Annotated in this window: 16 protein-coding genes; 12 read left to right on the top strand and 4 right to left on the bottom strand. The window is 33.1% G+C overall.

The genetic code is table 11. The annotated features are described in order from the left end of the window. Positions 1–3: 3 nt before the first annotated feature. The 3 genes from ACYEKI_RS12620 to miaB form a co-directional block, all read right to left on the bottom strand. Complete coding sequence (locus tag ACYEKI_RS12620) at positions 4–513, bottom strand: LptE family protein (protein WP_459211553.1); 510 nt, start codon at positions 511–513, stop codon at positions 4–6. A 16-nt stretch (positions 514–529) separates the two neighbouring features. After that, on the bottom strand, positions 530–1,798 hold the full coding sequence (locus ACYEKI_RS12615; RefSeq protein WP_459211552.1) for a sigma-54 interaction domain-containing protein: 1,269 nt from the start codon (positions 1,796–1,798) through the stop codon (positions 530–532). Positions 1,799–1,870: 72 nt separating this feature from the next. Next, positions 1,871–3,316: a tRNA (N6-isopentenyl adenosine(37)-C2)-methylthiotransferase MiaB gene (gene miaB / locus ACYEKI_RS12610; protein WP_459211551.1), complete on the bottom strand. Its 1,446-nt coding sequence runs from the start codon at positions 3,314–3,316 to the stop codon at positions 1,871–1,873. 157 nt (positions 3,317–3,473) lie between these two features. Between miaB and ACYEKI_RS12605 the strand changes: the two genes are divergently transcribed. The 8 genes from ACYEKI_RS12605 to ACYEKI_RS12570 all read left to right on the top strand — a co-directional run bounded on the left by ACYEKI_RS12605 (position 3,474) and on the right by ACYEKI_RS12570 (position 13,976). Next, positions 3,474–4,364 carry a lipid A-modifier LpxR family protein gene (locus tag ACYEKI_RS12605; protein WP_459211550.1) on the top strand — a complete coding sequence of 297 codons (891 nt, stop codon included), beginning with the start codon at positions 3,474–3,476 and terminating at the stop codon, positions 4,362–4,364. Positions 4,365–4,504: 140 nt separating this feature from the next. Beyond that, the gene (topA, locus tag ACYEKI_RS12600; RefSeq protein ID WP_459211549.1) at positions 4,505–7,012 is read left to right on the top strand and encodes a type I DNA topoisomerase; all 2,508 of its coding nucleotides are present in this window, start codon (positions 4,505–4,507) and stop codon (positions 7,010–7,012) included. Positions 7,013–7,020: 8 nt separating this feature from the next. Beyond that, entirely contained in the window at positions 7,021–8,184 is a 1,164-nt protein-coding gene (locus tag ACYEKI_RS12595) for a formimidoylglutamase (RefSeq protein ID WP_459211548.1), read from the top strand. A 111-nt stretch (positions 8,185–8,295) separates the two neighbouring features. Further along, a complete protein-coding gene (gene porK, locus ACYEKI_RS12590; protein WP_459211547.1) occupies positions 8,296–9,663 on the top strand; it encodes a T9SS ring complex lipoprotein PorK/GldK in 1,368 nt (455 codons plus the stop codon). A 61-nt stretch (positions 9,664–9,724) separates the two neighbouring features. Beyond that, positions 9,725–10,369 (top strand): type IX secretion system motor protein PorL/GldL, encoded by a 645-nt coding sequence (gene porL / locus ACYEKI_RS12585; protein ID WP_459211546.1) that lies wholly within the window; start codon positions 9,725–9,727, stop codon positions 10,367–10,369. Between the two features lie 48 nt (positions 10,370–10,417). Further along, complete coding sequence (porM, locus tag ACYEKI_RS12580) at positions 10,418–11,956, top strand: type IX secretion system motor protein PorM/GldM (protein WP_459211545.1); 1,539 nt, start codon at positions 10,418–10,420, stop codon at positions 11,954–11,956. A gap of 12 nt (positions 11,957–11,968) precedes the next feature. Further along, positions 11,969–12,859: a type IX secretion system ring subunit PorN/GldN gene (porN, locus tag ACYEKI_RS12575; protein WP_459211544.1), complete on the top strand. Its 891-nt coding sequence runs from the start codon at positions 11,969–11,971 to the stop codon at positions 12,857–12,859. Positions 12,860–12,923: 64 nt separating this feature from the next. Next, positions 12,924–13,976: an NAD(P)/FAD-dependent oxidoreductase gene (locus tag ACYEKI_RS12570; RefSeq protein WP_459211543.1), complete on the top strand. Its 1,053-nt coding sequence runs from the start codon at positions 12,924–12,926 to the stop codon at positions 13,974–13,976. On the opposite strand, the gene ACYEKI_RS12565 is transcribed toward ACYEKI_RS12570, so the two are convergent. Then, on the bottom strand, positions 13,973–14,359 hold the full coding sequence (locus tag ACYEKI_RS12565; RefSeq protein WP_459211542.1) for a DUF983 domain-containing protein: 387 nt from the start codon (positions 14,357–14,359) through the stop codon (positions 13,973–13,975). The genes ACYEKI_RS12570 and ACYEKI_RS12565 overlap by 4 nt on opposite strands. A gap of 131 nt (positions 14,360–14,490) precedes the next feature. Here ACYEKI_RS12565 and ACYEKI_RS12560 point away from each other — a divergent pair, with 131 nt between their 5' ends. From ACYEKI_RS12560 to ACYEKI_RS12545, 4 genes are all read left to right on the top strand, one after another. Then, positions 14,491–16,410: an ABC-F family ATP-binding cassette domain-containing protein gene (locus tag ACYEKI_RS12560; RefSeq protein WP_459211541.1), complete on the top strand. Its 1,920-nt coding sequence runs from the start codon at positions 14,491–14,493 to the stop codon at positions 16,408–16,410. Positions 16,411–16,721: 311 nt separating this feature from the next. Further along, positions 16,722–17,837, top strand: coding sequence for an efflux RND transporter periplasmic adaptor subunit (locus ACYEKI_RS12555; RefSeq protein ID WP_459211540.1), 1,116 nt, complete (start codon positions 16,722–16,724; stop codon positions 17,835–17,837). A gap of 25 nt (positions 17,838–17,862) precedes the next feature. Beyond that, on the top strand, positions 17,863–21,027 hold the full coding sequence (locus ACYEKI_RS12550; protein WP_459211539.1) for an efflux RND transporter permease subunit: 3,165 nt from the start codon (positions 17,863–17,865) through the stop codon (positions 21,025–21,027). After that, entirely contained in the window at positions 21,017–22,357 is a 1,341-nt protein-coding gene (locus tag ACYEKI_RS12545; RefSeq protein WP_459211538.1) for a TolC family protein, read from the top strand. The genes ACYEKI_RS12550 and ACYEKI_RS12545 overlap by 11 nt, the downstream gene beginning before the upstream one ends. Positions 22,358–22,428 lie beyond the last annotated feature (71 nt).

Here is a 22,428-nt window from a genome sequence, read left to right as displayed (position 1 = left end):
GTATTACCATTTTGCTAAAGAAGCATTAAAAATATCTTGTGTTAAACGCTCATAAATCACCTCCAAAGCTTCATCCCTTAAAGCACCTACAAGCTGTGAGTTTGCAGGATAATCATAAAAGAAAGAGAAGCGTTGCTCAAAATCATTATTACTATCTAAAGTATCATAAAAACGAACATTAACAGCAACAGTTAGACGGTTTTGAGCAGCCGTATTACTAGAGGTAGCAGTATTAGGAGAAATATAATATTGTACAATCTCTCCTTCATAAATTAAATGACCTCCAGAAGTTACAAGGCTAAGATTTGTTTGATTTTGGATCAAATCTTGCAAATCATTAGTAAAAGTACGATCAATACCAGGTTCTACAATAGCTGCTTGGTTTTGAAAGTTGTTTACCTGAAAAGTCTCTATAGCAGGATTAAAATTAGTTCCTGTAAAAGAATAAGCTCCACATCCTTGTAGTAGAATGCTAGTGATTAAAACAAGAGTGATATATAGGATTTTTTTCATTCGGTGTTTTCAGGTTTTATAAATTATACTGTTTTATTTTTCTGTATAGCGTACGTTCACTAATTCCTAATTCTTCGGCAGCAGCTTTGCGTTTACCTTTATGGCGTTCAAGTGACTTTTTGATTAATTCCAGTTCTTTATCCTGTAAAGAAAGTGTTTCTTCTTCTTGAATCTCTTCTGCAAAGTGATATTTGTCGTCTTCTTTCTTTATAGTATATTCTTGAGAAGAAGGAATTTGTAAAATTTCTGGAGTGTGGTTTACAGGTTCTTCATAAGTCACCTTATCAACTTCTACAGGATCTCCGTATATCTTCTGTATCAAACTCTCATTATCTTTTTGAACTTGTTGAGAATTTCCGCTTTGCATCAATTCCATGGTAAGCTTTTTAAGATCATTGAGATCACTCTTCATATCAAACAAAACCTTATATAAGATTTCGCGCTCATTACTAAAATCACTATCACTTTTATTAGAAGAAACCACAGCAGGAAGATTAGAACCTATATTAGGAAGATAACCTTGTAATACTTGTGGCGAAATCAATCTGTTTTGTTCTAAAACAGAAACTTGCTCTGCAATATTGCGTAATTGTCTAATATTTCCGCTCCAATGATATTTTTCTAATAGTAGTACAGCTTCATCACTAAGGCGAATAGTTGGCATTTTGTATTTAAGAGCAAAGTCTGAAGCAAATTTCCTAAACAGTAAATGAATATCGCCTTTACGCTCTCTTAATGGAGGTAAAAGAATTTCAATAGTACTTAGACGGTAATATAAATCCTCTCTAAATTTTTCTTTTTTGATAGCTTCAAACATGTTCACATTGGTAGCAGCTACGATACGAACATTGGTTTTTTGAACCTTTGAAGAACCAACTTTGATAAATTCACCATTTTCTAATACACGCAATAAACGAACTTGTGTTGTTAATGGAAGTTCACCTACTTCATCTAGAAAAATAGTACCGCCATCTGCAACTTCAAAATAACCGCTACGCGTTTGAGTAGCACCAGTAAAGGCACCTTTTTCATGTCCAAAAAGCTCACTGTCAATAGTTCCTTCGGGTATTGCTCCACAGTTTACAGCTATGTATTTACCGTGTTTTCTATGAGATAATGAGTGTATGATTTTAGGAATACTTTCTTTACCCACACCACTTTCTCCTGTAACTAATACAGAAATATCGGTAGGAGCAACTTGAATGGCTTTTTCGATTCCTCGATTAAGCTTTGGGTCATTTCCTATAATACCGAAACGTTGTTTTGTGGCTTGAACTGATTCCATATATTAATTCATTTATAAATAATATGCTTTATAAGAAGCATTGATTCTTGATTGATAAAAAGATGATAACTATTAATTGTTTTTAGAATATGCGATAGGCTCACCTATAAGCGTAGCACTAGTACACTCATCGATACGTACCATTACAAAATCTCCAATCTTATAATTTTCTTTAGGAAAAACAGCAACAGTATTTTGAGTTGTACGACCACTCCAGTGTGCATCAGATTTTTTAGACTCTTTTTCGATTAAAACCTCTATAGTTTGTCCTACAAAAGCTTGATGTCTATGTTCACTATGGTTACGTTGCAATTCAATAATTTCGGCTAATCTTCTTTTCTTTACATCTTGAGGAACATCATCTTCCATTTTTCTAGCGGCAAGAGTTCCTGGTCTCTCAGAATAAGCAAACATAAATCCATAATCATATTTTACATATTTCATTAGAGAAAGTGTATCTTGATGATCTTCTTCGGTTTCTGTAGGGAAACCAGTGATAATATCTTGAGATATAGCACAATCAGGAATCAAACGCTTAATGTTATCGATTAATTCAAAATATTCTTGACGAGTATGTAATCTATTCATCTCTTTTAGTATACGATCACTACCACTTTGAATAGGTAAGTGAATATACTTACAGATATTATCGTGCTTAGCCATAGTCTCGATAACATCCATTGTCATATCTTGAGGATTAGATGTTGTAAAACGAAGACGTAGTTTAGGGTACTTTTCTGCCACCATATCCAGAAGCTTAGCAAAATTAGTAGCAGTTGCTTTTTGGAAATCGCTAGCTTTTTCAAAATCTTTTTTCAGACCACCGCCGTACCATAGGTAACTATCCACATTTTGACCTAGTAAAGTAACTTCTTTAAAGTTTTTAGCTACTAGATCGTCGATTTCTTCTAAAATACTTTGAGGATCACGACTACGTTCTCTACCACGAGTAAAAGGAACAACACAAAATGTACACATGTTATCACATCCTCTGGTAATAGATACAAAGGCAGAAACACCATTGCTTTGTAAACGTACAGGAGAAATATCTCCATAAGTTTCTTCTTTAGATAGAATTACATTTACAGCATTTCTACCAGCGTCAACTTCTTCTATAAGGTTAGGTAGATCTTTATAAGCATCTGGTCCTACAACTAGATCTACAATTTTTTCTTCTTCTAAGAATTTACTCTTTAAACGTTCTGCCATACAACCAAGAACTCCTACTTTCATTCCTGGATTAATCTTTTTTACGGCATTATATTTTTCAAGGCGTTTACGAACTGTTTGCTCAGCTTTTTCTCTAATTGAACAAGTATTAACCAAAACCAAATCAGCATCTTCTAGGTTTTGAGTCGTATTAAAACCTTCTTTGGTTAAGATGGAAGCAACAATTTCGCTATCGCTAAAATTCATTTGACACCCATAACTTTCGATAAAAAGTTTACGGGTATTACCTTGTTTTTGCTCAAGCTGAAGCGCTTGTCCTTGTTTGCTTTCGTCTATAGTCTTCTCCATAATTATATTTAGCTTAAACGCTTAACTCAAATAGTATGCAAAGATAGGTGTAAAAAGAATATATGTCAAAATGACAGAGGTTATTTTATAAAGAAAAAAGGTTTTTGTTATTTTTTTGAAGAAGAAGCGACGTATTTTTACAAGAAAATCCCCCTAGATGAGAAAGCTATGTATTTGGTGCTTGGTATGGATAAGTACTTTAGGATATGCGCAACAATTATCTCTTACAGTAGAAAATGATTTGTTAGTATTTTCTGATCGAAATTATACGAGTGGTATTTTTCTGGAATATGAAAAAATGCTATCAGAATCTTTCTTCTTAGAGAAGAAAGAAGGACAGCAATTAAAATTAGGATTGAGATTAGGACATGAGATTTATGCTCCAGAAGAATTGGATTCATTTGAAAAAGAAGAACTGGATCGTCCATTTGCAGGATGGTTATATACCCGTTTGTCTTTAGATAAAATAAAACGCAATTCTCGATTTTCTGTAGGAGTTGATATAGGTGTTACAGGAAATCCATCATTAGCCAAAGATATACATCAATGGTATCACAAACTTTTAAGTGTAGATATACCTAGTTATGCTTATGAGATACCTTTTGAAATATTAGGTAATATAAGATTAGAATATGCTCAAGAACTATTTCACAAAAGTAGATTTGCAATACAATCTCAAACAGCAACAGTTATAGGTACTAAAGATATTTATGGAGAACAATGGATTTTAGGAACACTTAATAAACGAGCATTTAATTTTTCTGAATCCATTAGAAGTAAAACAATTACTAAAGCACGAGAAACACTTTTTACATTAGGAATAGGATATCGATATATAGCGCATAATACCTTATTAGAAGGAAGCTTAATTTACGATAAACCAGCATTAGTTAAAAGGGCATTACATCATATGTTTATAGGAAAATTAGGAATGCAATGGAGACGGGAGAAGAATATGTTTGAAATATATGCAAATATGAACAGTAGAGAGGCACGTAGTGTAAAACACCATATATACATAGGTATAAAATATATAAGAGGGCTATAAAAGTGTATAATTGGTAGGTTTTCATTAGAATATGTTAATTTTATACAGCTATTTAGGGAGAAAAAACGATTAGTTTTGATGAATAAGTACAAGCAGTAAAAAAAATTGATATACTTTTGTGCTTTCAAAAAAGCAATATTATGGCTAAGAATTTAGTGATTGTGGAGTCCCCTGCCAAGGCAAAGACCATAGAAAAGTTTCTAGGAAAAGACTATACTGTGGCTTCTAGTTTTGGGCATATATCAGATTTGCCTGCCAAAGAATTAGGGGTAGATGTAGAAGGCGATTTTAAACCTAAATATATAGTATCTTCAGATAAAAAAGAAGTAGTTAAAAAACTAAAAACACTTTCTAATAAAGCCGAGATGGTTTGGTTAGCAAGTGATGAGGATCGAGAAGGAGAGGCAATTGCATGGCATCTAGCCGAAGAGTTAAAATTAGAAGAGGATAAAACAAAAAGAATTGTTTTTCATGAGATTACAAAGAAAGCAATTCTTAAAGCAATAGATAACCCACGTCAAATCAATTATAATTTGGTTAATGCTCAACAAGCAAGAAGAGTATTAGACCGATTAGTAGGATATGAATTATCTCCTGTGTTATGGAGAAAGGTTAAAGGAGGTTTATCTGCAGGAAGAGTACAATCTGTATCGGTACGATTGATTGTAGAGCGCGAACGAGATATTATCAATTTTAATCCTGAAGCATCTTATAGAATAGATGCAGAGTTTGCTAACGAAAATGGGAAGTCGTTTAAAGCAAAATTACCTAAGAGTTTTGCAACTAGAGAAGAAGCAGAAAGTTTTTTAAAGCAAAACATAGGAGCAGATTTTCAAGTAGCAGATTTAACAACAAAACCTGCCAAAAAATCTCCGGCTCCACCATTTACTACGTCTACGTTACAACAGGAAGCATCTAGAAAATTATATTTTTCGGTAAGTAAAACCATGACTATGGCGCAACGCTTATATGAAGCTGGATTGATAACCTATATGCGTACCGATAGTGTGAATCTATCTGATGAAGCACAACAGGGAGCTCAAACCGAAATTGTTTCTGCTTATGGAGAACAATATAGTAAACCTAGACAATATAAAGGAAAAGCAAAAGGAGCTCAAGAAGCTCACGAAGCAATAAGACCAACAGATTTTTCTAGACATACAGTAAATGTTGATTATGATCAACAACGTCTATATGAATTGATCTGGAAAAGAGCAATTGCTTCACAAATGAGCGACGCGCAATTAGAGCGTACAAATGTTAAGATAGCCGCCAATAAGCATAAAGAACAATTCTCTGCAAACGGAGAGGTAATAAAGTTTGAAGGTTTCTTAAAAGTTTATTTAGAAGGAAAAGACGAAGAAGAAGAAGAGCAAAGTGGAATCCTTCCTGCAATGCGTGTAGGAGAAACATTGCTTAAACATTATATTACAGCTACAGAAAGATTTACTAGACCGCCAAGTAGATTTAGTGAAGCTTCTTTGGTTAAGAAATTAGAAGAACTAGGTATAGGGCGTCCGTCAACATATGCTCCTACGATCTCTACAATTCAGAATAGAAAGTATATAGAAAAAGGAGCCAAAGAAGGAGAAGAGAGAAATTATATCCAAATGCTCTTAGAAGGAGATGCTTTTTCTGAAAAGAAATTAACAGAAAAAGTTGGTAGTGATAAAGGGAAACTTATTCCTACAGATGTAGGGATGGTTGTTAACGATTTTTTGGTAGCGCACTTTGCTTCAATATTAGATTATAACTTTACAGCCAAGGTAGAAGAAGATTTTGATGCTATTGCAGCAGGAAATGAAGATTGGACAGAAATGATGAAAGATTTCTATAAAGAGTTTCATCTAGTCGTAAAGGATGTAGAGAAAAATGCAGAAAGAGAAGTAGGAGAACGTATATTAGGAGAAGATCCAGAAACAGGTAAAGTAGTAAGTGTACGTTTAGGAAAATTTGGACCTATGGTTCAAATAGGTACAGTAGATGACGAAGAGAAGCCTAGATTTGCTAGTTTAGGTCCTGGACAAACGTTAAGTAGTATTACGTTTGAAGAAGCCATGGATTTATTTCAATTACCAAAAGAATTAGGCGAATATAAAGAAGAAACTATTGTTGTTAATAATGGAAGATTTGGTCCATATGTAAAGTTTGGAAAAAAGTTTATTTCTTTGGATAAAGGAGAAGATCCGATGAATGTAACAATGGATCGTGCTATAGAGCTGATTATAGCCAAAGAAAAAGCAGATGCTCCTATATATATGTATGAGGATTTACCTGTTCAAAAGGGTACAGGAAGATTTGGTCCTTATATAAAATGGAATAATATGTTTATTAATGTAAATAAAAAGTATGATTTCGATAATCTTTCCGACGAAGACATCGTTACATTAATAGAAGAGAAAAAACAAAAAGAAATTGACAAGATTATACATAATTGGGAGGAAGAAGGTATACGTGTTGAAAAAGCTAGATGGGGAAGAAGTAACATCATACAAGGAAAAGTAAAGATAGAACTTCCTAAAACAGTAGATGCAACAAAGTTAACCCTAGAAGAAGTTCAAGGGATAATAGAAAAAAATGCACCTAAGAAGAAAACAACGACCAAGAAAAGGGCGACAAAAAAGAAAGTAACAGCCAAAAAGAAGTAATATAATCTATGTCTTTTGAATTTCTTACCCCAGTAAATGAGGAGGTATTAATCCATGCTTCATCATTACCAGAACAAACGATAGGGAGTCAAATTAAAATTCATACACAAGAACAAGGTATTCCTAATTTAGAAGGAATAAAAATTGTTATTATAGGGATCTCAGAAAACCGTAATGGGACTAATTTTCAATTAGGGGATATCGAGTTCACTAGTGTAAGAAAAGCTATATATGAATTATATCAAGGTAACTGGAGTACGCCCATTGCTGATTTAGGAGATATTCTACCAGGTGATGAGGTTGCAGATACATATTATGTAATAAAAGAAATCTTAGGGACATTACTTCGCAAAGACATTATTCCAATAATATTAGGAGGTAGTCAAGACCTTACTTATGCTCAATATAGAGCGTATGATGTAATGGAAAAGATGGTAAATCTAGTAAATGTTGATGCTAGATTTGATTTAGGAGATTCTTCACAAGAAATGACTAATAAATCCTTTGTGAGTAAAATCATTGTAGATCAGCCATATAACTTGTTTAATTATAGTAATCTTGGATATCAGACATATTTTAACGCTCAAGAAGAGATAAATTTAATAGAAAAACTGTATTTTGACGCCGTGAGATTGGGTGAAATTATTGCAGATATAAGTGTTGTAGAGCCTGTAATGCGTGATGCAGATATAGTTTCTATAGACCTAAGTGCAATAAATTCTAATGTATTGAGTTCTAATACTAGTTCACCTAATGGATTCAATGGTAGAGAGATATGTGCAATTGCACGGTATGCAGGAATAAGTGACAAAGTAAGTAGCTTTGGAATTTATGAGTTTAGTAATTATGAAGGAGAAGAAACTGCAGCCGCGTTAATGGCACAAATGATTTGGTATTTTGTAGAAGGCGTAAATTATCGATCAAATGAGATCAACATCAAAAACCAACCTACTACATTACATTATAAAGTGCCTATAGATGATGAAATATTGTCATTTTATAAAAGTAGTAGAACAGGAAGATGGTGGATAGAAATACCTTTTATTGCATCAGGTAATAATAAATTGAAAAGACACACGTTATTACCTTGCACCTACAAAGATTATGAAGGAGCATGCAATCAAGAAATGCCTGAACGATGGTATAAAGCAAAACAGAAAAACGAAGTTTAACATTTATAATTAAGAGATTTTAGGGTTTTTTTTATGAAAAAATTGTTTTTCTAAAAATAAATAGATAGGTTTATCCCCTTAAATCTAGATGATCTTAACCTAAAACACATTATGAAAAAAATCATAGCACTCTTTGCTATTTTAGCATTACTCTCTAGTTGTGGAGGTGGTAACCGCGGAGAACTTGTAGGAGTAAAAGGTAAAAAATGGCATCCTGAAAAACCTTATGGAATGAGTCTTATCCCCGGAGGTTCATTTATAATGGGTAAATCAGACGATGATAGACCAGCATTAAACAATGCACCAACCAAAACGGTTACTGTACGTTCTTTCTACATGGACGAAACAGAAATTACCAATAGTGAATATAGACAATTTGTGTATTGGGTACGTGACTCTATAGTACGTATGCGATTAGCGATCATGGCAGATGATTTAGGTAAGAAGCCAGGAGACGACGGAATCGGAGAATACGCTTTTCTTGATGCAAATGAAGAAGATATGACTGTCTATGAAAAGTATCGTTATGATAACTATAGTGGTACAGGAACTACTGGATATGAGGGAAGAAAATTGAATAAAGATATTGATATCGAGTGGGATGTTGATAATTATCCAGATGAATTCTATACAGAGGTAATGGATTCAATGTATATTCCTATTGAAGAATCATATAATGGGATTCGTTCTACAGATGTAAGTAAATATGAGTTCCGTTCTACATGGATGGATATTCAGGCAGCAGCTAGATCTAAGAAAGGAAGAAGAAAAGATTTCATAAAAGAAGAGGTAATCAAGATATATCCAGATACTACAGTATGGATTAAAGATTTTAACTACTCATATAATGAGCCAATGCACAATGACTACTTTTGGCATAATGCTTATGGTGATTATCCAGTAGTTGGTGTTTCATGGGAACAAGCTAAAGCTTTTTGTAGATGGAGAACATTATATAAGAATGCATCACAAAAAGAAAGAGACAGAGATTTCGTAAGTAGTTTCAGATTACCTACAGAAGCAGAATGGGAATATGCAGCTAGAGGAGGTTTAGAATCTGCAACTTACCCTTGGGGTGGTCCTTATGCACATAACGACAGAGGATGTTTCTTAGCAAACTTTAAACCTTTAAGAGGAAATTACGCAGCAGATAATTATCTATATACTGTTGAGGCTAAGTCATTTGAGCCCAATGACTATAATTTATACAATATGGCAGGAAATGTATCAGAATGGGTACAGTCTTCTTACGACCCTGCATCATATGAATATGTATCATCAATGAACCCTAATGTAAGTGACGATCGTAACAAACGTAAAGTTGTGCGTGGTGGATCTTGGAAAGACGTAGCTTACTTCCTACAAGTAAGTACTAGAGATTACGAATACGCTGACTCTGCAAGAAGTTACATTGGTTTCAGAACTGTTCAAGATTACATGGGAACAGATGTTACACGACAAGATAATCCCCGAAATTAAATTCTATCAGACTTAATTATTTAACTAACCTTTTTTAACTTAATTAAAAAACACATTTATTATGGCAAATTCAAAAGCAGGAAAAAGATTAATGAACATGGCCTATGGGCTTGGAGCTGCAGTCGTTATTATTGGAGCATTATTTAAAATTACACACATTGAGTTTGGACCTATCAATGGTAATGTAATGCTTACTATTGGTCTTGTTACTGAGGCACTTATTTTCGCTATCTCAGCATTTGAACCAGTAGACGACGATTTAGATTGGTCTTTAGTATACCCTGAATTAGCTGGAGGTCAAGCAAAAGACAAGAAAAAAGAGCAACCAAAAGATGCTGAAGGAATGCTTTCTCAAAAATTAGATGCTATGCTTAAAGATGCTCGTATCGATGCAGGTTTAATGTCTAGCTTAGGAGATAGTATCCGTAACTTCGAAGGAGCTGCAAAAAATATTTCTCCAACTGTAGATGCAATTGCTGGACAAAAGAAATATGCTAACGAACTTACTTTAGCTGCAGAGCAAATGGAATCTCTTAACAGTTTATACAAAATTCAATTAGAATCAACTAGCCGTCAAGCTGAAATTAACCAAGCTGTAGCTGATAATGCTGGAAAGCTTAAAGAGCAAATGGAAAGCTTAGCTAGTAACTTATCATCTCTTAACGGAGTTTATGGTGGTATGTTAAGTGCAATGAATGCTAAGTAATTAGTATTTTTTAAAAACTAAATAATAACTACCAAAACCTAGTAAAGAATGGCAGGAGGAAAATTATCTGCAAGGCAGAAGATGATTAACTTGATGTATTTGATCTTCATTGCGATGTTAGCATTGAATATGTCAAAAGAAGTACTATCTGCATTTGGTTTAATGAACGAAAAGTTGGTTAAGTCTAATGCAAGTGCAACTGAAAGAAACCAAGCGTTTATCGCTGGATTAGCTGAGAAAGCAAGCGAACAAGCTGAGAAATATGGACCATTAAAAGAAAAAGCTGATAAAATCAGTACTATGGCTAATGATTTAAACTCTTATTTAGAGAACTTAAAATCAGAAATGACAGCTACAGTTGATGATCCATCAGATTATGAAGTAATGGATAAAGGAGATTTCTTAGATGTAAGATTCTTCTCTCCAAAAGGACCTAGTAAAGAAGGACAAGAATTCTTAGATAAAATCAACGGATTCAAAAACGGTATCAAAGAAACTTTAGGAAGTGATTTCCCAGAAGTTACTAAGGCTGTTGATGTTGCTTTCAATACTGATGATGTTAAAAATAGAGATGGTATTTCTGTTGATTGGTTAAGTTACCATTACAAGGGATTCCCAATGGTAGCATCTTTAACTAAGTTAACTCAATTACAAGCAGATATTAAATCTGCAGAGAGTGAAGTATTATCTACTATGTTAGCTGGACAACAAGCTTCAGAATTATCATTCAATAACTATGAAGCAATCGTAGTTCCAGAAAAAACAGCATTCTTTAGTGGTGAGAGCTTTAAAGGTAAGATTGTATTAGGTCGTTTTGACGGTACACTTAAGCCAACTAAAGTTACTGTTAATGGAAAAGAGCAAACTAAAATTGAAAACGGTCAGGTTATACTTGATTTCCCTGCTGGAAACGTAGGAGAAAGAGATGTATTAGGAGAATTTGAATTCAAAGAAGGAGATTCTATCGTTAAGATTCCTATCAAGAGTTCTTATGCTGTAATTCCTAAGCCAAATTCAGCTGTAATTTCTGCAGATAAAATGAATGTGGTTTACCGTGGAGTTAACAACCCAATGACTATTTCTATTCCTGGAGTACCTTCAGTTAGTGCTAAAGCACCTGGATTAAGACCAGCTGGAAAGTCAGGAAAATATGTAATGAATGTAACTTCAGTTAAAGGACGTGAAGTAAACATTAAAGTATCTGGAAAATTACCTAACGGTACTTCAGTATCAGATAGCAAGAAATTTAGAATTAAAGATATTCCAAGACCAGTAGGTACAGTTCGTGGAGAAGACGGAGCGATCAAAATGGCTAAGAATGCACTTTCAATTTCTTCTATTGGAGCAATTTTACCAGATTTTGATTTCGATATTAAATTAAAAGTTACAGGCTTTAAATTTAAAGTAGAAGGTCAACCTACAGTTAGCGTTCAAGGAAACAGATTAAATAGCAAAGCTAAATCTGCATTGAAGAAAGCTAAGAGAGGTTCTTCTGTTCAAATTATAGATATAAAAGCAAGGTTAGCTTCAAATGCAGGATATAGATTAAAGAAAATTTCTCCTGTAATTGTAGAGTTAACAAACTAATAAAAACGTATTATGAATTTGAGAAATTTTGTGTTAACCCTTTTTGGTTTTATGCTTAGCATCATTTCTTATGGACAAGCAAACTTATTAAATGCTACCACTCCAGAAGAAATAGGTAAGAAAACTGAAGAGCAAATTAAATATGATAACGATCATCCATTAGAATATGGATATGTTGATGAGCGAGATGTATTGTGGGCTAAGACTACTTGGGAAATAGTGGACTTAGATGAGCGTAATAATTTCCCGCTATATTACCCTATTGATACTGTGAATATTGGATCAAATCGTCGTTCTTTATATCATGTTTTATTATCAAATATAAAAAATGGAAACATAAAGAGCATTTACTCAGATTCATATTTTACTGAGACACGTACACTAGATGATTTACAATCAACATTAACTAGAATCGATACTACAGATTTAGGTTATGAGCAATATAATGCTGGAGAACCTGTGGATCCACAGTATATCAACCGTCGTGATCTTGAAGCAGCTGATATCTCAGAATATCATATCAGAGGTTACTGGTATTTTGATAAGAGACAAGGAGAATTAAAATACCGATTGGTAGGTTTAGCTCCTGTTGCTCCGGATGTTAACTTTATCGATGACGATGAGCCAGATATGGTAGAATTATTCTGGATTTGGTATCCTGATGTAAGAGAGATTTTGCATAATGCAAAGGCTTTTAACAGAAAGAATACATCAATGCCATTTTCTTTTGATCATCTGTTAAACGCTAGACGTTTTAGTGCGATTATCTATCAAGAAGATAACGTACAAGGTGACCGTAAGATTGATGATTATATCATTGATAATGCATTATTCCAGTTAATGGAGAGTGAACGTATCAAAGAAAGTATACGTAACTTTGAACAAGACATGTGGACTTACTAAAATAAGTCATTATAAATATGTAAAAAACGCCCATAATCCTATGGGCGTTTTTTATTTTTGCACTATGGTAGATTTTATAATTGTAGGCTTTGGTTTGGCCGGAATGTCTTTTGCAGACCAATTAGAAGAGCATAATAAATCATATGTAGTATTCGATAACGATTCACAGCGCTCTTCAAGAGTTGCAGGAGGTTTGTATAATCCTGTGATTTTAAAACGATTTACCTTAGCGTGGAAAGCAGAAGAACAATTAGCAGAAGCTTTACCGTTATACAATAGACTGCAACAACAATTCAATACAGAAATTACATACGAACTACCCGTTTTAAGAAGGTTTAATTCTGTAGAAGAGCAAAACACCTGGGCAGAAGCCTATGATAAACCTACATTACAAAGATTTTTAACTCCTCAACTAGTAGATAAAAATACATATGCTGGTATTGATGCTTTATATCATTATGGTAAAGTAAAAAATACGGGGAGAGTTGAAATTGTTAAAATGCTTGATGCATTTAAAGAAAAACTTACAAAACGTAATGCTTTTTTTGAAGATGGATTTGAGTATAATGCATTAGAAATAAATGCAAATGAGGTGGTTTATAAAGGTATTAAGGCAAAATATGTAGTATTTGCTGAAGGATATGGATTAAAGCAAAATCCGTTTTTTAATGAGTTACCATTAACAGGAAACAAAGGAGAGTATTTAATTATTAAATCCGAAGCATTAAAGCTTAAAGAAGCGGTAAAATCGGCGATTTTTATCATTCCATTAGGTGATAATTTATATAAAGTAGGTGCAACGTATAATCACGACGATAAAACATTAAAAAGTACTATTGAAGCAAGAGAAGAACTTGAAAAAGGAATAAGGAAAATTATTAAAGTTCCGTTTCAGGTTGTAGATCAAATGGCAGGAGTACGACCAACAGTTTTGGATAGAAGACCATTAGTAGGGAGACATGCTAAGTACCCAAATCTTCATATCTTAAATGGATTGGGAACACGAGGAATTTTAATCGGTCCTACCGTTGCAAAAGCATTATATCAAAACATAGCAAATGATATACCGCTAGATAAAGAAATTAACATAAAAAGATTTGAAGATCGAACATTTTAATGTTTTGATTTCTTCTTAAAATGCTTAAAAAAGTTAATCCATATATTTCTAGCTAAACGCATGATAATGGGCATAAAAACAATCAAAGTTCCTACAATAATAAAGAAAGATTGAAGTAAAGTTAATTCAAAAAAGAAATTAGCAATGATAAAAGCTGCTACAGCAAAAGCAATCCCAACAGGATAACTTACATACATTGCTCCATAAAAGAAAGAAGGTTCTATTTTGTATTTTGTTTGACAATGACTACAACGTTCATTCATGCTCAGTGTTTGAAAAATTGAGCTATATGGATTAGGATGCTTATACATACTTTCTTCATGACAAACTGGACATGCACCAGTAAGAATACTATATACTTTTGTGCCTTTTAAAAACTTCATAGAAACAATCAGATTAGTATTACAAATATCGTCAAATTAGAAAAGAAAAATCATAATAACGTAATAAATAATAAGGAACTTTTACAGGCGCATAAAAATGAGCATCTTTGCAGAAATAAGACAAGAAATCGATGCTGAACATACATAATTTATCAATCTCATTTGGAGGAGAATATTTATTTGAAGATATCACATTTAGATTAGGTGCTGGAGATAGAGTAGGACTTATAGGAAAAAATGGAGCAGGTAAATCAACAATGCTTAAGATTTTATCCAAAGAGCAAGAACCTGATTCTGGACAGATAGCGTTAGATAAAGATGCCAAAATTGGTTTCTTAAAGCAAGATATAGATTTCATACAAGGAAGAACAGTTGTAGAAGAAGCATATGAAGCTTTTGTTGAAATCAAAAAGATAGAACGAGCGATTGATGAAATTAATGAACAGTTAGCTACACGATCTGATTATGAATCTGAAGCATATAACAAGTTAATTACGGATTTAAGCGATTTTACACAACGTTATGAACTTTTAGGGGGCTATAATTATAAGGGAGATACAGAACGCGTATTACAAGGACTGGGATTTACAGCAGATGATTTTGATAGATTAACAGATACCTTTTCTGGTGGATGGAGAATGCGTATAGAGTTGGCAAAGCTTCTACTACAAAATAATGACATTTTACTATTAGATGAGCCTACAAACCACCTTGATATTGAATCCATTATCTGGTTAGAGAATTTCCTTAAAAACTATTCTGGGGCTGTAGTGATAGTATCTCACGATAAAATGTTTTTGGATAATGTAACCAATAGGACAATAGAAATATCTCTAGGTAGGATCTATGATTACAATAAACCATATTCAAAATATTTGGTACTGCGAGAAGAAATGCGAGAACAACAATTAGCTGCGCAAAAAAATCAAGCAAAGCAAATTGAACATACAGAAAAGCTTATCGAAAAGTTTAGAGCCAAGGCTACAAAAGCATCTATGGCACAATCACTGATTAAAAAACTAGATAAAGTTGAGCGTATACAAGTTGACGAAGATGATAATGCTGTGATGAATATTAGTTTTCCTGTAAGTGTGCAACCTGGTAAAGTAGTAATAGAGGCAGAGCAGGTGAGCAAAAATTATGGAGAAAAAGAGATTTTAAGAGCTATAGATTTATTAGTAGAAAGAGGTTCAAAAATAGCCTTTGTAGGGCAAAATGGACAAGGAAAATCTACACTAGCAAAGATCATTATTAATGAGATCTCACATACAGGTAACTTAAAATTAGGACATAATGTAGAGATAGGATATTTTGCTCAAAATCAAGCCGAATATCTTGACGGAGAACTTACGATAGAAGAAACGATGATCCATGCTGCAAACGAAAAGACACGTAGCAAAGTAAGAGATATGTTAGGTGCATTCTTATTTAGAGGAGATGATGTAGAGAAAAAAGTAAAAGTATTATCAGGAGGAGAACGTAATCGATTAGCGTTGTGTAAAATGCTTTTACAACCATTCAATGTATTGGTGATGGATGAGCCTACCAATCACCTTGACATAAAATCAAAGAATGTACTTAAAAAAGCATTGAAGAGTTTTGAAGGAACCTTGTTATTAGTTTCTCATGATAGAGATTTTCTTCAAGGGCTAACAACTACGGTATATGAGTTTAAAGATAAGAAGATAAAAGAGTATTTAGGAGATATTGACTTTTATTTAGAGCAAAGAAAAGTGGCTAATCTACGAGAAGTAGAAAAAAGAGAGAAAGAAGCAAAAGTAGAAACAGTAGAAAAAACCAAAGCAAAACTTTCGTATCAAGAACAAAAGAAGCTCAAATCGTTAAACAATAAGCTGAGTAATATAGAAGCAAAAATTAGCAAATTAGAAAAAGAGATACAATTGATTGATGAAGAGCTAATGAAAGATTACGAAGCTACTATAGCAAAACCTGATTTTTTTGAACACTATGAAGCCAAAAAGAAAGATTTAGAAAAAGCTATGGAAGATTGGGAAAATCTACAAGAAGAAATAGAGTTGTTAGAGGCATAATAACATAAGAATCCAAGAGAGTTGTTTTTAAAAAGGCAACTCTTTTTTTATACGATCATTAAGTATTGTTAACAAATTAAACTTTACAATATAATGTCAGTCTAAAGGAAACTTTAGATCAAAATGAATAAGAAATAGGGTGTTAATAAATAAACGCTTGTAGTGAATTTTTAACATGAATTTACAAAATAAGAAGAGACAAGTAGCGACTATTAGTGATTACATTTGTAGCCGAATTAAAAACAAGTGATTGCTAAAGGATAAGCAATATAGAAAATAGGTAATAAAGAATAGATTAATAGAAGTAAGGAATGAGAAAAGTAGTTATCGCATTATTAGGTGTACTCATTTTAGGAGCGTCAATAGGAATATTTATGCTATTTAAGAATAATAAAAAGCAACCTCCTAAAAGAAAAGTACAAACAGAAAAAACAGTCTTTACAAAGACCGTTAAAAATAGCGAGATTCCTATCATTATTACAGCAGACGGAAACTTAGTTGCAAAGCAAAAAGTAGAATTGTTTTCTGAAGTTCAAGGTGTATTGCAAGCAACAGGAAAAGAATTTAAAGTAGGAGTAAAATACAGAAAAGGAGAAGTATTACTTCGTATTAATAACGAAGAGCATTATGCAACCTTACAGGCCCAAAAAAGTAGTTTACAAAATCTTATCGTATCAATGATGCCAGATTTAAGGTTGGATTATCCAGCAGCTTTTGAAAAATGGAATACGTATTTAAAGAATTTTGATTTAAATAAAAGTATACCAGCATTGCCAAAAACAGATACAGACCAAGAAAAGTATTTTGTGACAGGAAAGAATATTTATGCTACATATTATAATATCAAGAACCTAGAGGCACGATTAGGAAAATACAATATACGAGCTCCTTTTGATGGAATTTTGACAGAAGCTCTAGTAACTCAAGGAACACTAGTAAGAGCAGGTCAAAAAATGGGAGAGTTCATTAGAACAGAAGCCTATGAGATAGAAGTTGCGATCAATGCAACTTATGCAAATATATTAAGTGTAGGAAAAGATGTGTCATTAAGAAATCTAGAAGAAACCCAAGAGTGGACAGGGAAAGTAACTAGAATTAACGGAAAGATAGATCAAGCTACACAAACAGTAAAAGTGTTTATAGAAGTAAAAGGCGATAATTTAAGAGAAGGAATGTATCTAGAAGCCTATGTTCCTGCACAAAAAGAGGCAAATGCTTATGAGATAGCAAGAAAACTGCTAATAGATAATAAAGAAGTCTATATCGTACAAGATTCTGTATTGAGAAAAATACCAATTAATCCAGTGTATTTTAATGAGAATACAGTAATAGTAAAAGGACTTGAAGACGGAATACAACTGGTAAGTAAACCTATTTCTGGAGCTCATGAAGGAATGAAGGTAAAGGTAGTATCAGAAAATAAATAATAGCCCTCCAAAAAGAATATAGATAGTGAAAAAGATAATATCATACTTTATAAAATATCCAGTTGCCGTTAATGTATTGATACTGGCATTTGTGATAATGGGATTTCTAGGATATTCAACCTTACGTTCTTCCTTTTTCCCTTTAATAGATTCTAATTTTATACGTATAGATGTAGTTTATCCTGGAGCTTCTCCCCAAGAAATAGAAGAAGGAGTTGTATTAAAAATAGAAGACAATCTTAAAGGATTGATAGGAATTGATAGAGTTACTTCTACTTCTTCAGAAAATGCAGCTAATATAGCTATAGAAAAACTTAAAGGATACGATATTGATGTGGTATTGGCCGAAGTAAAAAATGCAGTAGATAAAGTACCCAATTTTCCAGTGGGAATGGAACCTCCTGTAATTACAAAAGTTGAAAATGTAGCAGAGACCATAAGTTTTGTAGTAACAGGAGAAGGTGTTTCACTTAAAACACTGAAGCAAATAAGTCGAGATGTAGAAAATGATCTAAGAAGAATTGACGGAATATCTCAAATAACGGTAACAGGGTTTCCTGCCGAAGAAATAGAGATCGCAGTAAGAGAACAAGATTTAAAAGCATATAACCTTACATTTCGTCAAGTTGCAAGTGCAGTATCAAATGCTAATTTGTTAACTACTGGTGGATCTATTAAAACGGAATCTGAAGAATATTTAATCAGAGCTAATAATAGAGCGTATTATGCAGACGAATTAGAGAATCTAATTATTAGAGCAGAAACTTCAGGAAATATCATAAGATTGAAAGATATAGCCGAAATAAGAGATCGCTGGAACGAGACTCCTAATCGTAGTTTCTTTAACAGTAATACGGCAGTTCGATTACAGGTGAGTAATACAAATAATGAAGACCTATTAAGTTCTGCAGAGAAGATTAATGAATATATAGAACGTTTTAACGAGGGAAGTGAAGGAATACAATTAGAGATCACTAGAGATGCTTCTATTCCGTTAAGAGAACGTACACAATTATTGTTTAAGAATGCATGGCAAGGAATGTTGTTGGTATTGTTATTCTTATCACTATTCTTAAGACCTAGATTGGCATTTTGGGTAGCGGCAGGATTACCAGTAGCTTTTTTTGGAATGTTTATTTTTGCAGGATATTTTGATGTAACAATTAATGTATTGTCCTTGTTTGGGATGATTATCGTAATTGGTATTTTGGTGGATGACGGAATTGTAATTTCCGAAAATATATACCATCATTTTGAAAAAGGAAAAACACCAATTCAAGCTGCCATAGATGGTACATTAGAAGTGATACCGCCTATCATTTCTGCCATAACAACTACAGTATTGGCTTTTGCAGTATTCTTTTTCTTAGACGGAAACATAGGAGATTTCTTTGGAGAAGTATCTACAGTAGTAACTTTAACCTTGGTCATTTCGCTAATAGAAGCTTTAATAATTTTACCAGCTCACGTAGCACATTCAAAAGCTTTAAAAAGAGGACAAAAAGTATATAAGTTTAATCGCTATGCCGAGCGAATAATGGATTATATGAGAGACAAATTATATGCACCAGCATTGCGATTTGTTTTACAAAATAAATTCTTTGGATTGATTATTCCTGTTGCATTATTGATTATAACACTAGGCGCTTTTCAAGGAGGAGTAATAAGAGGAACATTTTTTCCTTCTATAGCAAGTGATAGAGTATCGATAAACCTTAAAATGCCACAAGGAACAAATGAGACTATTACCGATTCTATCATTTCGGTTATAGAGACCGCAGCTTGGGAAGTTAATAAGACCTATACAGCAAAACAAGAAGGGAACGAAGATGTAGTAGAGAATGTAATTAAACGTATAGGACCAGGAAGTGCAACAGCTTCATTAAACATTAATTTATTACCAGGAGAACGAAGAAACTTTACGTCGGGAGAGATAACTAATGCGATTCGAGATAAAGTAGGAGAAGTGTATGGAGTGGAAAGTCTTACGTTTGGATCCGGAGGTAACTTTGGAGGAAAACCAGTATCAGTTTCGTTACTCAGTAATAAAATAGATGAATTAAAAGCAGCTAAGCTTGAATTAAAAACAGAATTAAGTAAGAATACAGAATTAAAAGATGTTACAGATAATGATCCTTCTGGAATCAAAGAAATTAAAATCAAACTAAAAGACAATGCTTACTTATTAGGGTTAACACTTAACGAAGTGATGTCTCAGGTACGTAGTGGTTTCTTTGGGCTACAAGTACAGCGTTTTCAACGAGGTCAAGACGAAATCAAAGTATGGGTGCGTTATGACAAAAAAGAACGATCATCTATTAAAAATCTTGATGATATGCGTATTCTTACGCCAAGCGGAAACAGAATACCTTTGACTGAAATTGCCAATTATGAGATAGAAAGAGGAGAGATTTCTATAAATCACCTCAATGGGCAAAGAGAAATTAAAGTTGAAGCTGATATGAAAGACCGTAAGGCTAGTGCTACAGATATATTGGCAGATATTCAAAATCGTATTATGCCAGAAATCGTAGCAAAATATCCTTCAATTACGGCATTATACGAAGGACAAAATAGAGAAGCTTCAAAAGTATCAGGATCGGCAGCCGTAGTAGCACCAGTTATTTTCTTGTTGATTTATATCGTAATCGTTTTTACGTTTAGATCTTATGGACAACCTTTAATGTTATTAGTCATGGTACCTTTTAGTTTAATAGGAGTAGCATGGGGACACTGGTTGCATGGTTTTGCTGTAAATATACTATCAATGTTAGGAATTATTGCTTTGATCGGAATTATGGTTAATGATGGACTAGTATTGATTAGTAAGTTTAATACGTATTTAAAACAAGGGATGAAATTTGATACAGCACTATTTGAAGCTGGTAAATCAAGATTTAGAGCCATCTTTTTAACAACAATTACAACAGTAGCGGGATTAGCACCATTAATTTTGGAAACAAGTCGACAAGCACAGTTCTTGATTCCTATGGCAATTTCGATAGCATATGGTATTAGTATTGCTACATTATTAACATTATTGACGTTACCGGTATTACTTTCGATATCAAATGATATTAAGATTGGAAAAAAATGGATTTTAACAGGGGCAAGACCTCCTAAAGAAGAGGTAGAAAGAGCGGTAATAGAACTGAAAGCAGAAAATGAAACTTCTACAAATGAAAAGTAAAATGGGAATAAGTAAAATTAATAGCTTAATTATAACTGGTTTTTTTATAAGTATATTAGGTGTTAGTGCACTTAAAGCCCAAGAAGTGCTAACCCCAGAAGAAGCTATACAATTAGCAATGAAGCATAATTATGATGTGGTTATTGCAAAAAATGATGTGGCTGTAGCCAAAAATAATAGTGGAGTTTTTAACACAGGATATCTTCCTAGTGTGTCTACTAGTGCAGGAGCAAATTATACTAAAAATGATAGTAAAACTACATTTGCAAGCGGAGATGTAAATGAAGTGAATGGAGCAGAGTCAAGATCGTATAATGCATCAGTGAGAGTAGATTATACACTTTTTAACGGGTTTAATAGAAAATATACAGTAAAACGATTACAAGAAGCATTACAATTATCAGAACTGCAAGCGCGTCAAGTGTTAGAAAATACCATTATACAATTGTATACAGCGTATCATGAAATAGCAAGGCTTACAGAAAATAAAAGTAGTCAAGAAAAGACTTTAGAAGTATCAAAACAGCGATTACAACGCACAACATATAATTTTGAATACGGTCAAAATACAAAACTAGATGTGTTGAATGCAGAAGTTATTGTAAGTAATGACAGTGTTACTGTTTTAGAAGTTAACAGACAATTGGCCAACGCAAAACGAAACTTAAATGTATTATTAGGTAGAGACGTAAATACTACATTTGAAGTGTCTACCGATGTAAATTATAAAGTAGACCTGGATAAAGAAGTATTATTGACAAGTGCCAAAGAAGAAAACGTAAATGTTTTACAAGCGCAAAAGAACTTAGCATTGAGTCAATATGATTTAAAAATAAACAGGTCAGGATGGATGCCTACAGTAGGCGTAAATGGAGGATACTCATGGAATAGTTCGAATAGCGAACCTGTGAATCAATTTTCACCTTCAGAAAATACTCAAAAAGGAATTAATGGAGGAATCTCATTTTCTTGGAATGTGTTTGATGGAGGAACAACAAAAACAAGAGTGAATAATGCAAAGATAGCTATAGCTTCTAGAGAAGTGTCCAAAGAGCAAATAATACAACAACTAAGCAGAGATATTAATAATGCCTGGGAAACTTATCAAAATCGCTTATTTACATTAAAAGTACAAGAACGTAGCAGAGATACCAATAAGCGAAACTTTGAACTTACAAACGAACGATACAAATTAGGGCAAATTAACTCCATTAATTATAGACAAGCACAGATCGATTTGTTAAATGCAGAGTTAAATTTGAGTAATGCAAAATACGATGCAAAAAATGCTGAAATGCAATTATTGCAGCTAGCAGGAAAATTATTGTAAAAAAATAATAGATTAAAATATTGATAAGTAGAAGCTTATCTTTTTGAAATAAAAAAAGATGAAAAAAAACA

The sequence above is a fragment of the Aquimarina rhabdastrellae genome, assembly GCA_947387485.1.
Lineage (GTDB): Bacteria > Bacteroidota > Bacteroidia > Flavobacteriales > Flavobacteriaceae > Aquimarina.
The sequence above is the reverse complement of the archived record's forward strand: the minus strand, read 5'-3'. Positions and strand labels throughout refer to the sequence as shown.

What these genes read in the sequence shown, in the direction of transcription:
- ACYEKI_RS12620 (WP_459211553.1), bottom strand. Translation starts at nt 513, where the DNA reads ATGAAAAAAATCCTATATATCACTCTTGTTTTAATCACTAGCATTCTA.
- ACYEKI_RS12615 (WP_459211552.1), bottom strand. Translation starts at nt 1,798, where the DNA reads ATGGAATCAGTTCAAGCCACAAAACAACGTTTCGGTATTATAGGAAAT.
- miaB (WP_459211551.1), bottom strand. Translation starts at nt 3,316, where the DNA reads ATGGAGAAGACTATAGACGAAAGCAAACAAGGACAAGCGCTTCAGCTT.
- ACYEKI_RS12605 (WP_459211550.1), top strand. Translation starts at nt 3,474, where the DNA reads ATGAGAAAGCTATGTATTTGGTGCTTGGTATGGATAAGTACTTTAGGA.
- topA (WP_459211549.1), top strand. Translation starts at nt 4,505, where the DNA reads ATGGCTAAGAATTTAGTGATTGTGGAGTCCCCTGCCAAGGCAAAGACC.
- ACYEKI_RS12595 (WP_459211548.1), top strand. Translation starts at nt 7,021, where the DNA reads ATGTCTTTTGAATTTCTTACCCCAGTAAATGAGGAGGTATTAATCCAT.
- porK (WP_459211547.1), top strand. Translation starts at nt 8,296, where the DNA reads ATGAAAAAAATCATAGCACTCTTTGCTATTTTAGCATTACTCTCTAGT.
- porL (WP_459211546.1), top strand. Translation starts at nt 9,725, where the DNA reads ATGGCAAATTCAAAAGCAGGAAAAAGATTAATGAACATGGCCTATGGG.
- porM (WP_459211545.1), top strand. Translation starts at nt 10,418, where the DNA reads ATGGCAGGAGGAAAATTATCTGCAAGGCAGAAGATGATTAACTTGATG.
- porN (WP_459211544.1), top strand. Translation starts at nt 11,969, where the DNA reads ATGAATTTGAGAAATTTTGTGTTAACCCTTTTTGGTTTTATGCTTAGC.
- ACYEKI_RS12570 (WP_459211543.1), top strand. Translation starts at nt 12,924, where the DNA reads ATGGTAGATTTTATAATTGTAGGCTTTGGTTTGGCCGGAATGTCTTTT.
- ACYEKI_RS12565 (WP_459211542.1), bottom strand. Translation starts at nt 14,359, where the DNA reads ATGAAGTTTTTAAAAGGCACAAAAGTATATAGTATTCTTACTGGTGCA.
- ACYEKI_RS12560 (WP_459211541.1), top strand. Translation starts at nt 14,491, where the DNA reads ATGCTGAACATACATAATTTATCAATCTCATTTGGAGGAGAATATTTA.
- ACYEKI_RS12555 (WP_459211540.1), top strand. Translation starts at nt 16,722, where the DNA reads ATGAGAAAAGTAGTTATCGCATTATTAGGTGTACTCATTTTAGGAGCG.
- ACYEKI_RS12545 (WP_459211538.1), top strand. Translation starts at nt 21,017, where the DNA reads ATGAAAAGTAAAATGGGAATAAGTAAAATTAATAGCTTAATTATAACT.